The following is a 12,512-nucleotide window of genomic DNA, read 5'->3' as shown; positions in this document are numbered from 1 at the left end:
GAACGCACCGCTCCGCCGTCGCTGATGTGACGGTGGAGGGGTGCGGCACATCACCCCCCTCCGTCTCGACCGGGTCTCGCGGACCGTCGGTCGCGGCGACGCGGCCGAGCGGCTCGCGCGCGCCCGCGTCGCCGCCCTGAGCGTGGTCGAGCACCCGGGGGTCTGCGCGCCGCTCGACGTGGTGCGGGAGGACGATGCGGTGGTGGCCTTGTCGCCTCGCGTCGCCGGGGCGCCGCTCGCCACCGCCGGCCGGGCCGCGAGCGTGGGCGAGTGGGTGTGGCTGGTCGCGGGCGTCGCGGAGGCGCTGGACGCGCTGCACTCCCACGGGCTCGCGCACGGCGACGTGTCGCCGTCCAACGTCCTCGTGGGGGTGCGGCCCGTGCTCGTGGATCTCGTGGGACCCGCGCTCGGCGGCGAGCGCGGTACCCCGGGCTTCGCGGCGCCCGAGCGCGCCGCGGGCGGGCCGCCCACCGCGGCGGGCGACGTCCACGCGCTGGGCGCGGTCGCGCTCGCCGCGGCCTCGCCCGCGTTCCGCACGGAGGCGGAGGCGTGGATGGCGCCGCTGCTCGATCCCGATCCAGACGCCCGGCCGTCGGCCAGGGCGGTGGCGCGCGGGATCGTGGGGTGCGCGACGCCCGCGAGGTGGCGGCTCGAGCTCGCGGATCCGCCTCCGCAGCCCGCGGCGCGCTCCGTCCGCACCGAGCGCGATCCGCGCGCGTGGCACTGGCGGCTGCGGCGTCATCCGTCGCGGCTCGTGGCGGTTGCCGCCGCGGGCGCGCTCACCGCCGGATGGATGCTCTGGGGGCCCGTGCCGGTCGCGGTCGCCCCGGTGGTCGGCGTGGGAGTGGCAGGCGCGGGCGAGGCGCGCACGGGTGCCGCGGACCGCGCGAAGGCGACCGCCGCATCGTCCCTTCCTCCGCCTGCGGAGGCGGCGCGCGAGCTCACGCGCGAGCGGATCGAGGCCATCGCGGCGGGCGACGGGGACGCGTTGGTGGAGCTCACCGTCCCGGGGTCGCGGGCGTGGGCGACGGCGGCGCGCGAGGCGCGGCAGTTCGGGGAGGTGGAGGTGCGGGGCCTGGCGGTGGAGGTGGGCGACGCGACCGTGGTCCGCGGGGACGGCACGAGCATCACCGTGGAGGTCGCGTACACGCTCGCGGCGCACACGCTCGTGGACGGGCGCGAGCGGACCGAGGTGCCGGAGCAGCGTCAGGTGGCGCGGCTGGCGCTCGTCTGGTCGGGCGAGCGGTGGCGCGTCGAGCGGGTCAGCGTGCCGCCATGACCCAGCGCGTAGCGTCCTCGACGGTCGGGTGGCGCCACGCGAAGCCCAGGCGCGTCAGCACGGTCGGGGAGCCGTGCTGCGACGTGAGCAGGTCCTCGATCGCGCGTCCGACCGCGATGTCGAGGACGGTCTTGGGGACCCGGAAGCCCGGGCGTTTGCCCGCGGCCTCGGAGAAGGCGCGCATGAGGGCCGCGTCGCGCGTGGGGTGGGGGGAGATGCACAGCGCGACGCCGTGGTGATCGGAGTCGATGAGGAAGCGCAGCGCGCGGATGTGGTCCTCGAGGGTGATCCACGAGTGCCACGTGTCGGGACGTCCGAGCGCGCCGAGCAGCCCGCGCGACGTGAGCGGGAGCAGGCGTTCGGCGAAGCCGCCGTGCGAGGCGAGTACCAGCCCGGTGCGGGCGGTCACTACGCGCACGCCGGCGTCGCGCGCGGGCTGCGCCTCCGCCTCCCAGTCGCGCACGATCCCCGAGAGGAGCGTGCGGCCGGGACCCGAGGACTCGTCGAGCCGCTCCTCGGCGCGGTCGCCGTAGAAGCCCATCGCGGAGCCCTGGAGGAGCATGCCGGAGAACCCGGCCCCCGCATCGTCCCCGAGGATCGCCCGCACGATGGTGCGGGTCGAATCCACGCGGGATCGGCGCACCTCGGCGGCGTAGGAGTCGGTGAGGCGCTTGGCGCCGATCGAGGCGCCGGCGAGGTTGACCACCACGTCGGCCGAGCGGATCACGTCCGCGTCGATCGTGCCGGCGGCGGGGTCCCAGCGGGACTCGTGGGGTCCTGCGGGTGAACGCCGCACGAGGGCGACCACGTCGTGGCCGCCCTCGTGCAGGTCCTTCTTGAGCGCCGTGCCGATCAGCCCCGAGGAGCCTGCGATCACGACGCGCATCGTCAGCTGTCCCGGTCCGTTACAGGCCGAGCTCGGACTCGAACTCGCCGGCCTCGATGATCCGCTTCACGGTCTGCAGGAAGCGGGCCGCGTCCGCGCCGTCCACGATCCGGTGGTCGTAGCTGAGCGGGAGGTAGCACATCGGGCGGACGGAGATGACATCCTCGCCGTCGGGGCCCTTGACCACGACCGGCTTCTTGATGATCGCGCAGGTCGCGAGGATGCCCACCTGGGGCGCGGGGACGATCGGGGTGTCGAACAGCGTGCCGCCCGAGCCCGTGTTGGTCACCGAGAAGGTGCCACCCGAGATCTCGTCGGAGGACAGGCCGCCCTCGCGCGCCTTGGTGGCGAGGTCGACGATGCCCTTGGCGTGGTCGACGATCGTCTTCGAGTCCGCGTCCTTGAGCGTCGGGAGCATGAGGCCCTTGGGGGTGTCCACCGCGAGCGACAGGTTGACCGACGGGTGGTAGACGATGCTGCCGTCCTCGACCGACGCGTTGAGGAACGCGTGCTCCTGCAGCGCGATCGCCGTGGCGCGGGTGAAGAACGGCAGGAACGTGAGGTTCACGCCGTGCTTCGCTGAGAACGCGGACTTGTTCTTGGCGCGCAGCGCGAAGATCTTGGTGCAGTCGACCTCGACCACGGAGGTGAGCTGCGCCATGCCGTGCAGCGACTCCATCATCTTGTCGGCGGTGATCTTGCGGATGCGGGTCATCTTGACCGTCTGGCCGCGCAGCTCCGAGACCTCGACCTGGTTGGCCGACGTGGCGGGAGCGGCAGGCGCCGCGGCCGGAGCGGCGGCGGGGGCCTCGGGAGCCTTCGCCGCGGCCTCGAGGACGTCCTCCTTGCGGATGCGGCCACCCACGCCGGTGCCGGCGAGCGAGGACAGGTCCACGCCCTTCTCGGCGGCGAGCTTGCGCACGATGGGGGTGACGTAGCCCGAGCCGGACGATGCGGCGGCCGCGGGGGCCACCGGAGCGGCGGCGGCGGGGGCGGCCGGGGGCGCCGGGGGAGCGGGCGGGGCGACGGGAGCCGGGGCCGGGGCCGCGGGGGCGGCCGGCGCGGGTGCCGGAGCCTCGGCCGCAGGAGCGGCGGCGGGCGCGGGGGCGGCACCGGGCGCGCCGATGCGGGCCAGGACGGCGCCCACCTCGGCCTCCTCGTCCTCGCCCACGAGGATCTCGGTGAGGACGCCGGCGAACGGCGACGGGATCTCGGTGTCGACCTTGTCGGTCGAGACCTCGAGCAGGGGCTCGTCCGCCTCCACCGAGTCGCCGACGGCCTTGAGCCAGCGGGTGACGGTGCCCTCGGTCACCGACTCGCCCAGCGCGGGGAGGGTGACGTCGCGGCCGCCACCGGCGGGAGCGGCGGCAGGCGCCGGGGCCTCGGCGGCGGGAGCGGCGGGCGCGGGCGCCTCGGGGGCGGCCTCGACCGGAGCCGGAGCGGGCTCCGCGGGAGCGGCGGCCTCGGGTGCCGGGGCGGCGGCCGGAGCCTCGCCCGCCTCGCCGATGCGGGCCAGGACCGCGCCGACCTCGGCCTCCTCGTCCTCCTGGATGAGGATCTCGAGGAGCGTGCCCGCGAAGGGCGAGGGGATCTCGGTGTCGACCTTGTCGGTGGACACCTCGAGCAGGGGCTCGTCGGCGGCGACGGTGTCGCCGACGTTCTTCAGCCAGCGGGTGACGGTGCCCTCGGTGACGGACTCGCCGAGAGCGGGAAGGGTGACGTCGTTGCTCATGGGTTCTTCTTCCTCAGTCGAAGCGGATCAGTCGTGCGCGTGCAGGGGCTTGCCGGCGAGCGCGAGGTGCGCCTCGCCGAGCGCCTCGTTCTGCGTCGGGTGCGCGTGGATGAGCGGGGCGACGTCCTCGGGGTGCGCCTCCCAGTTGACGATGAGCGACGCCTCGCCGATCTGCTCGCCCACGCGGGCGCCGATCATGTGGATGCCGACCACGGGGCCGTCGACCACGCGCACCAGCTTGACGAAGCCGGTGGTGCCGAGGATCTGGCTCTTGCCGTTGCCGCCCAGGTTGTACTCGAGCGCCTGGACCTTGTCCGCGCCGTACTGCTCCTCGGCCTTCGCCTGCGTGAGGCCCACGGACGCGAGCTCGGGCTCGCAGTAGGTGACCTTGGGGATGTTGACGTCGGCGATGACCTGCGGGGCCAGGCCCGCGATCTCCTCGGAGACGAAGATGCCCTGCTGGAAGCCGCGGTGCGCGAGCTGGAGGCCGGGGACGATGTCGCCGACCGCGTAGATGTTCGCGACGCCGGTGTGGAGGCGCTCGTCGGTGAGCACGAATCCGCGGTCGACACGGATGCCCTGCTCCTCGTAGCCCAGGTCGGCGGTGCGCGGGCCGCGGCCCACGGCCACCAGGAGGATGTCGGCCTCGAGGGTGGTGCCGTCCTCGAGCGTCACGGTGACGCCCGCGTCGGACTGGGTCACGCCCTGGAAGCGGACGCCGACCTTGAAGTTGATGCCGCGCTTGCGGAACGCGCGCTCGAGGCCCTTGGAGAGCGCCTCGTCCTCGTTCGGCGCCAGGTGCGGGAGCGCCTCGACCACGGTGACGTCGGCCCCGAAGGACTTCCACACCGAGGCGAACTCGACGCCGATCACGCCGCCGCCGAGCACGATCGCACGCTGCGGGACCCACTCCATGCCGAGCGCCTGGTCGGACGTGATGACACGCCCGCCGATCTCGAGGCCGGGGAGCGAGCGGGCGTACGAGCCGGTGCCCAGGATGATGTTCGTGCCGGTGTAGCGCTCGCCGTTCACCTCGATGGTGTCGGGGCCCACCAGGCGGCCGTGACCCTCGATGACGGTCACCTTGCGGGACTTCACCAGGCCCTGGAGGCCGCGGTAGAGGCGGTCGATCACGCCCTGCTTGTAGGAGTTCACCTTGAGCATGTCGATGCCCTCGAGCGTGGTGTTGACGCCGTACTTCTCACCCTCGCGGGCGTTGTCGGCGAGCTCGGCGGCGTGCAGCAGCGCCTTCGTCGGGATGCAGCCGTTGTGAAGGCAGGTACCCCCCACCTTCGCCTCCTCGACCAGTCCGACCGTGAAGCCGAGCTGGGAGGCGCGCAGGGCGGCGGCATAGCCGCCCGACCCGCCGCCGAGGATGAGAACATCAAACGAGCGTGGGGTGGACTCGGACACTATGGGATCTCCTTGTAAGGGATGTCTGTACGGCCCATCTTGCCACGCGGCGGGTGACGCGCGAACCGCGCGACATGCCCGCCACCAGCCCACCCGGTGACTACGCTGGGGCCATGGGTCTGTTCTCCAGGAAGCCGAGGTCCAAGCAGGGTTCGGCCGCGCAGTCGGGCGGCCGCGACGCGAAGGCCGAGACCATCGCGCACCTGCGCGCGTTCGTGTCCGCGCACACCGGCTGCGAGGCCTTCGTCGAGCCCCCGACGCGTGTCACGCAGACCACCATGGTGATCGTCGCCGACACGGGGGAGTGGACGCGCCGTCGCGTCCCCGACGAGGCGACCGCGCGCAAGCTCGCGCAGCAGTTCTCCATCCCGGCGTTCGACGTCAACCTGTCGGGCTACCCGTCGCGCATGCGCGAGTGGAACGAGAAGCAGCGCAAGAACCACGGCTGACGCCGTTCCGCCCGACGCTCGCGCGGGCCAGCACCGCAGGACCCGACTCGCATCGGTCCTGCATACGGGTCGCCGCGACCCGCATGCAGGACTGTCATTGGTGCGCACCTGCATGCAGGACGCCGCCGCCGGCGGCGCGGCACCGCGGCACGCATGGGGGACGATGCGGCGCGCGCCCGGGCATGGGAAAGGCCCGGCCCCCGCGTGGGGACCGGGCCTCGCCCAGCGATCAGCAGCGGATCACGCCTGCGCGCGCTCCTCGAGGAAGCGGAACAGCGTGCGCAGCGAGTGCCCGGTGGAGCCGGCGACGTTCTCCGCCCACGGCTTGCCCTCGTTGTAGGACGGGCGGGCGATGTCGAGGTGCGCCCACGGGGTGTCGCCCACGAACTCGCGCAGGAAGATGCCGGCGGACAGCATGCCGCCTCCCTGCGGGTCGCCGATGTTCTGCAGGTCCGCGATCTTCGAGTCGACCGACTCGCGCAGGTGCTCGGGCAGGGGCATCGCCCACATCGCCTCGTCGACCTCGTTCGCGCGGGCCACGACCTCGTCGCGGATCTCGGGGGTGCCCATGACGCCCGAGGTGCGGGTGCCGAGCGCCACGCCCTGCGCGCCGGTGAGGGTCGCGACGTCGAGCAGCACGTCGGGGTTCTCCTCGCGCGCCTTGACCAGGCCGTCCGCCATGACCAGGCGGCCCTCGGCGTCGGTGTTGAGGACCTCGACGGTCTGGCCGCCGTAGATGCGGATGACGTCGGAGGGGCGCTGGGCGGTGCCGGACGGCATGTTCTCGGCGATGCACAGCCACGCGGTGACCGCGATGGGCAGCTCGGCGCGGGCCGCGGCGATGACGGCGTGCAGCACGGTGGCGGCGCCGGTCATGTCGGACTTCATGGTCTCCATCGACTTCGACGGCTTGAGCGAGATGCCGCCCGTGTCGAACGTGATGCCCTTGCCCACCAGCGCGACGTGCTGGGTGGCGTCGGACGGCTTGTAGGCCACCTTCACCAGGCGGGGCAGGCGCGAGGAGCCCATGCCGACGGCGAGGATGCCGCCGAAGCCCTCGTCGGCGAGGCGCTGCGCCTCCCACACCTCGACCTCGACGCCGGCCTGCGCGCCCAGCTGCTCGGCGACCTCGGCGAACGAGCCCGGGTAGAGGTCGAGCGGGGGCGTGTTGACGAGGTCGCGGATGCCGGCGGCGGCCTGCACCAGGATCTCGGCGCGCGCGATCGCGGCGTCCGAGGCGCCGGCGACGATCCACGCGGTGTCGACCGCCGCGGAGACGTCGGACTTGTAGTCGGTGAACGTGTACGCGCCCAGCAGGGCGCCCTGCGCGACGGCGACCGCCGCATCGTCCCCCTCGACGGGAAGGGCCACGACGACGGTGGTGGGCTTCTTGCCCACCTGGCGCGAGGCCTCGCCGGCGGCGACGCGCAGGTCCGCGGGGGTGCCCGCGCCGATGCCGACGACCACGACTCGGCGGGCCTCGGTGCCGGCGCCCGGCACGACGGTGACCTTGCCGGCCTTCGACGACGCGTCGAGGAGCGAGGCGCCCGCGGCGATGGTCTCGCGGGCCTCGTCGGAGAGGAGGGGGTGGGCGGCGACGGTGTTGTCCGCGGTCCAGCCGACGATGATGGCGTCGGCCTCGAGGGACGCGACCTGGTCCTGGGTGGTGGTGAGTGAGGTCATGCCGTCGAGCCTAGCCCCGGTAACTTGGGTCCCGTGTACGCCCCCCTCTACCGCCACGTCCTGTCCCGCACCGACGCCGAATGGGCTCACCGGTTCGGCGTCGTCTCGATCGGCAGGGGCGCGTGGGCGTTCCGGACGATGCGCCGGCTGGGCCTCGTCGCGACGCCCGATCCGCGAGGCGCGGTGGAGGCGCTGGGGCTGAGGTTCCCCGCCCCCGTGGGCCTCGCGGCGGGCATGGACAAGGACGCCGAGGCGGTCGCGGGGCTCGCGGCCGCGGGCTTCGGGTTCGTCGAGGTCGGGACCGTCACGCCGAAGGGCCAGCCGGGCAACGAGAAGCCTCGCTCGTGGCGCGAGAAGGACGTCCGGGGCCTGCGCAACCGCATGGGCTTCAACAACTCGGGCGCGGACGCGATGGCGGAGCGGCTCGAGGCGCTCCGCTCGACCCCGGCCGGCCGGCGGATCGTGCTCGGGGTGAACCTGGGCAAGAACAAGGCGACCCCGGCGGAGGGCGCGGCGGACGACTACGCGTACTCGGCGCGGTTGCTCGCGCGGTACGCGGACTACCTGGTGGTCAACGTGTCCTCGCCCAACACGCCCGGCCTGCGCGACCTCCAGTCGGTGGAGACGCTGCGGCCCATCCTCGCCGCGACGCGCGCCGCCGCCGACGACGCCGTCGCCGAGCGCCGCGTCCCGCTCCTGGTGAAGATCGCCCCGGACCTCGCGGATGCGGACGTCGACGCCGTCGCGGACCTCGCGCTCGAGCTGGGCCTCGACGGGATCGTGGCCTCCAACACCACCATCTCCCACGACCGCGGCCCCGGCGGCCTGTCCGGCCCCGTGCTGCTGCCGCGGCTGGTCGAGGTGATGGCGCGCCTGCGCGGACGCGTGGGCCCCGACATGTGCCTCATCGGCGTCGGCGGCATCTCCTCGGAGGAGGACGCGCGCGAGGTGCTCGCCGCGGGCGCCACGCTGCTCCAGGTCTACACGGCGTTCGTGTACCAGGGCCCGTGGTGGGTCGCGCGGCTCAATCGCGCGCTGACCGCGCGCTGACCGCGCGCCGGACCCGCCACATCCGCCGTTCGGGACGCTCGGTCCTCAGGATCCGGCCATCGCGGGGCGGTTCGGGACGCTGAGTCCTCGACCGCGCCGCGCACGCAGGTCGCGCACGGTCCCGGTGGCGGCGACGCCCCAGCCCGCGAGCAGCAGCGCGAACAGCGCGACGGCCAGCGCGGACAGCGCCGCGGCGTCCGTGTGCGTCGCGAGGGACGATGCGCCGGTCGCCAGGGTGCCGACGGGGAACGTGAACGCCCAGAAGGCCAGGGAGAACGGCAGCCCCTCGCGCGCGGTGGTCGCGGTGACGGCGCCGGCGATCGCGAGCCACAGCAGCGCGAAGCCCATGAGGGGCATGCCGACGGCGACGGCGACGACGGTGAGGACGCCGCGATCGGCGCCCAGTCCGGGTCCGGCGAGGTCGGCCAGCAGACCCGCAGCGGTGGTGCCCTGGCCCAGCGGGCCGAGCACCATCCACAGGGTGGGCACCGCGACTGCCGCTCCGCGTCCGTGATGGGCCAGGCGGGACCAGATCTGCGGCAGCAGCGCGAGCGTCGCGAGGCCCGCGGCGCCGGCCATGAGCACGCACGCGTAGGCGAGCGCCTGGGCCGCACCGCCGTGGAGGTAGGGAAGCAGGAGCGCGCCGCCCGCGGCGGAGACCATCGGCGGCACCACGGGCATGAGCCAGGCGCCGGAAGCGGCGTCCGGCGCGACCGTGTGCCGCGTGAACGCGAGCACCGGGACGCCCACCGCCGTCGCGAGGCCCAGCGCGGTGCCGATCACCCACAGCGCGCCCGCGGTCGCCACCGCCGCGCGGCCCAGCAGCGGCTCCGCGACCAGCAGCGTCGCGGTGCCGAACGCGAGCAGCCCCATCGCTGCGGCGCCGTAGAACGGCGCGACCTGGGGGTCGAGCAGGTAGCCGCGCAGCGCGCCGCGGTCCGTCACCAGGTGGACCGCCGTCGCCGCGACCACCGTGACAAGGATGGCGCCGGCGGCCGCCCACGCGAGCCACGCGACCGCGTCCAGCCCGGGCAGGCGCACCGGCAGCGCGTGCGCCGCGGTGGCGACGATCGACGTGCCCATGACCGCGGCGAACCAGTTCGGCGGGACGGAACGGACGCGTGCGCTGCTCATGGAACCACCCTCCCAAGCCTCGCGGTGGGGCGGTAGTGCAAGAATCATGGGGAACTACAAGCACAGGTTGTGACGGAGGGCGCATGGCGGGGACATCGGTCGAGGAGCTGCGGATGCTGGTCGAGGTGGAGCGCGGCGGCAGCCTCACGGGCGCCGCGCGCGAGCTCGGCGTGAGCCAGCAGGCTGTATCGCAGCGGATGCGCGCGCTCGAGCGGCGCTGGGGCGTGGCGCTGTTCACCCGCGGGGCGCGCGGCACCTCGCTCACGGATCGCGGCGTCATGGTCGCGGGCTGGGCGGCCGCGGTGCTCGCCCAGGTGGACGGCTTCGAGACGGCGGTCGCGGCCCTGCGCGCGGACACCGCCGCGCATCTGCGGATCGCCGCGAGCCTCACGGTGGCCGAGCACCTGCTGCCCGGCTGGCTGGTCGCCTACTCCCGCACCGCGGACGCGGCCCAGGTCGAGCTGACCGCGGTCAACAGCGCGAGCGTCGCGGCGCGCGTGCGGGACGGCGTCGACGACCTCGGCTTCGTCGAGACGCCCGACCCGCCGCCGGGCCTCGCCTCGCTCGTGGTCGCTCACGACGCCGTGGTGATCGTGGTCGCGCCCGGCCACCCGTGGGCGCGGCGCACCTCGGTGAGCGCCGCGGAGGTCGCGCGCACGCCCCTGCTTAGCCGTGAGCCGGGCTCCGGCACCCGGCTGACGCTCGAGAGGGCGCTCGAGTCCGCTCTCGGCCCGGGCACGGTCGCGGCGCCCGCGGCGGAGCTGTCGACCACCGCGGCGATCCGCGCGACGGTGCTCGCGGGCGGGGGAGTGGCGGCCCTCAGCGAGCGCGCGGTGCGCGAGGACGTCGCCGCCGGGCGCCTCACCCGCGTCCCCGTGCAGGGGCCGTCCCTCACCCGCCCGCTCGCCGCCGTGTGGGACCCGCGACGGCGCCTGTCGCCCGCGGCCACGCGCGTCCTCGACATCGCCTCGGCTCCCGCGGGCCGCGCCTGACGGGACGTCACCGCGCGGCGGCCTCCTCGAGCAGCCGGATCACCTCGGACTCGGGCGTCTGGGAGAAGTTGAGGTACCACTGGCCCACCGCGGCCAGGCGGTTGGGGATGAGCGCCGCGAGCGCCAGGTCCGCGGACGCGTCCTTCATCAGCGCGTGGAGCGACTCGGGCGCTGCCACCCCCGCCGCGATGATCACCCGCGACGCCCCGGCGGACCGCGCCACGTGCGCCGCGGCCCGCGCGGTGCCGCCCGTCGCGATGCCGTCGTCCACCACGATCGCGGTGCGCCCCGCGATCGGCACGCGCGGACGCACCGCCCGGTACGCCGTGAGCCGCGCCTCGAGGATCTCCCGCTCGCGCGCCTCGATCCGCTCGACGTCCTCGTCGGTGATCCGCAGCACCGCCATCGCCTCGCGGTCGAGCACGCGCACCCCGCCCTCGCCCACGGCCCCGAACCCGTACTCGGGGTTGGACGGCGCCCCGAGCTTGCGCACCACGACCACGTCCAGCGGCAGGCCCAGCCCTCGTGCGATCGCCGCGCCCACCGGCACCCCGCCGCGCGGCAGGCCCAGGACCACGGCGCCCGTCGCGTCGCCCTGCGTCACCAGAGGCGACAGCAGCCAGGTCAACCGGGCCCCCGCATCGTCGCGATCCCGAAGGAGCTCCATCCCTCCAGTCTGCGCCCGCGGGAACACGTCCGCCCACCCGCGCGTTCACCCCATGTACGCACCTGCCAGGCGTACGAGCATTGTTTTCTCCTTTGATGCAGCGAAGGCCCCGGGATCATCCCGGGGCCTTCGTGTGTCTGCGGCGTGCGCGGCGGTCGGTCAGCGCGACAGCGGACCCGCCTCGGTGGTCCGCGCCGGGTCGCGCTCGACGATGTCGCCCAGCACCTCGTCGATCCGCACCATCAGCTCGGCGGGGATCTCGACGCCCGACGCCTTGGCGTTGTCGACGATCTGCTCGGGACGCGACGCGCCGATGATCGCCGCGGAGACGTTGTCGTTCTGCAGCACCCACGCGATCGCGAGCTGCGCCATGGTGAGGCCCAGCTCGTCCGCGATCGGCTGCAGCCCCGCGACGCGCGTGAGGATGTCGTCCTTCATGAAGCGCTCGATGAAGCGCGCGCCCGACTTCTCGTCGGTGGCCCGCGACCCGGCGGGGGCCGGCTGGCCCGGCTTGTACTTGCCGGTGAGGATGCCCTGCGCGACCGGCGACCACACGATCTGCCCGACGCCCACCTCCTTCGATGCCGGCACCACCTCGTCCTCGATCACGCGCCACAGCATCGAGTACTGCGGCTGCGAGGACACGAACGGGATCCGCAGCTCCTTGGCGAGCGCCGCGCCGGCCCGGATCTGGTCCGCCGTCCACTCGCTCACGCCGATGTAGTGCGCCTTGCCCGCGTGCACGATGTCCGCGAATGCGCTCATCGTCTCCTCGAGCGGCGTGTCGTAGTCGTAGCGATGCGCCTGGTAGAGGTCCACGTAGTCGGTCTTGAGGCGCGTGAGGGAGCCGTTGATGGACTCCATGATGTGCTTGCGCGACAGCCCGGTGTCGTTGGCGCCGCCGGGGCCGGTGGGCCAGTAGACCTTGGTGAAGATCTCGAGGCTCTCGCGACGCTCGCCCCGCAGCGCGTCTCCCAGCACCGTCTCCGCGGCGGTGTTCGCGTACACGTCCGCGGTGTCGAAGGACGTGATGCCGACGTCCAGCGCGGCGCGCACGCACGCCTTCGCCTGGTCGTTCTCGACCTGCGACGCGTGGGTGATCCAGTTGCCGTAGGTGAGCTCGGTGATCTTGAGTCCGGAGTTGCCCAGGTAGCGATAGTTGACCATGGGTCGACCCTAGAGGGAGGGACGATGCGCCGCTCGCCCGGGCGCGGCCGTTTCAGCGGC

The 12,512-nt window shown here is 74.1% G+C and carries 11 protein-coding genes; 4 read left to right on the top strand and 7 right to left on the bottom strand.

The features are described 5' to 3' along the window. Positions 1 to 40 precede the first annotated feature (40 nt). Positions 41 to 1,279 (top strand): protein kinase family protein, encoded by a 1,239-nt coding sequence (locus AOM05_RS07315; protein ID WP_062520769.1) that lies wholly within the window; start codon positions 41 to 43, stop codon positions 1,277 to 1,279. On the opposite strand, the gene AOM05_RS07310 is transcribed toward AOM05_RS07315, so the two are convergent. Genes AOM05_RS07310 through lpdA form a run of 3 tightly spaced genes read right to left on the bottom strand, consistent with a single transcriptional unit; the run spans position 1,263 to position 5,310 of the window. After that, positions 1,263 to 2,156, bottom strand: a complete 894-nt coding sequence (locus AOM05_RS07310; protein WP_169746732.1) for a TIGR01777 family oxidoreductase — start codon at positions 2,154 to 2,156, stop codon at positions 1,263 to 1,265. The two genes, AOM05_RS07315 and AOM05_RS07310, sit on opposite strands and share 17 nt — an antisense overlap. A gap of 28 nt (positions 2,157 to 2,184) precedes the next feature. After that, a complete protein-coding gene (gene sucB / locus AOM05_RS07305) occupies positions 2,185 to 3,897 on the bottom strand; it encodes a 2-oxoglutarate dehydrogenase, E2 component, dihydrolipoamide succinyltransferase (protein WP_062520765.1) in 1,713 nt (570 codons plus the stop codon). Between the two features lie 27 nt (positions 3,898 to 3,924). Then, positions 3,925 to 5,310 carry a dihydrolipoyl dehydrogenase gene (gene lpdA, locus AOM05_RS07300; protein ID WP_062520763.1) on the bottom strand — a complete coding sequence of 462 codons (1,386 nt, stop codon included), beginning with the start codon at positions 5,308 to 5,310 and terminating at the stop codon, positions 3,925 to 3,927. A 113-nt stretch (positions 5,311 to 5,423) separates the two neighbouring features. On the opposite strand from lpdA, the gene AOM05_RS07295 reads away from it, so the two are divergent. Continuing rightward, a complete protein-coding gene (locus AOM05_RS07295) occupies positions 5,424 to 5,759 on the top strand; it encodes a hypothetical protein (RefSeq protein WP_062520760.1) in 336 nt (111 codons plus the stop codon). Between the two features lie 240 nt (positions 5,760 to 5,999). Here the strand turns inward: AOM05_RS07295 and AOM05_RS07290 are convergent, their stop codons facing one another. Next, positions 6,000 to 7,442: a leucyl aminopeptidase gene (locus AOM05_RS07290; protein WP_062520757.1), complete on the bottom strand. Its 1,443-nt coding sequence runs from the start codon at positions 7,440 to 7,442 to the stop codon at positions 6,000 to 6,002. A 33-nt stretch (positions 7,443 to 7,475) separates the two neighbouring features. Between AOM05_RS07290 and pyrD the strand changes: the two genes are divergently transcribed. Continuing rightward, complete coding sequence (gene pyrD, locus AOM05_RS07285; protein ID WP_062520755.1) at positions 7,476 to 8,492, top strand: dihydroorotate dehydrogenase (quinone); 1,017 nt, start codon at positions 7,476 to 7,478, stop codon at positions 8,490 to 8,492. 45 nt (positions 8,493 to 8,537) lie between these two features. Here pyrD and AOM05_RS07280 read toward each other — a convergent pair whose 3' ends face one another. Continuing rightward, positions 8,538 to 9,626, bottom strand: coding sequence for an SLAC1 family transporter (locus tag AOM05_RS07280; RefSeq protein WP_062520754.1), 1,089 nt, complete (start codon positions 9,624 to 9,626; stop codon positions 8,538 to 8,540). An 83-nt stretch (positions 9,627 to 9,709) separates the two neighbouring features. On the opposite strand from AOM05_RS07280, the gene AOM05_RS07275 reads away from it, so the two are divergent. Beyond that, the gene (locus AOM05_RS07275; protein ID WP_082097348.1) at positions 9,710 to 10,618 is read left to right on the top strand and encodes a LysR family transcriptional regulator; all 909 of its coding nucleotides are present in this window, start codon (positions 9,710 to 9,712) and stop codon (positions 10,616 to 10,618) included. Between the two features lie 7 nt (positions 10,619 to 10,625). On the opposite strand, the gene AOM05_RS07270 is transcribed toward AOM05_RS07275, so the two are convergent. Together AOM05_RS07270 and AOM05_RS07265 are read right to left on the bottom strand one after the other, a co-directional pair. Continuing rightward, entirely contained in the window at positions 10,626 to 11,285 is a 660-nt protein-coding gene (locus tag AOM05_RS07270) for a phosphoribosyltransferase (protein ID WP_062520752.1), read from the bottom strand. Positions 11,286 to 11,444: 159 nt separating this feature from the next. Then, the gene (locus AOM05_RS07265) at positions 11,445 to 12,452 is read right to left on the bottom strand and encodes an aldo/keto reductase family protein (RefSeq protein ID WP_062520750.1); all 1,008 of its coding nucleotides are present in this window, start codon (positions 12,450 to 12,452) and stop codon (positions 11,445 to 11,447) included. Positions 12,453 to 12,512: the final 60 nt, after the last annotated feature.

This window comes from Demequina silvatica (assembly GCF_000971215.1).
Classification (GTDB): Bacteria; Actinomycetota; Actinomycetes; order Actinomycetales; family Demequinaceae; genus Demequina; species Demequina silvatica.
This window is presented reverse-complemented; position numbering and strand designations above follow the sequence as displayed.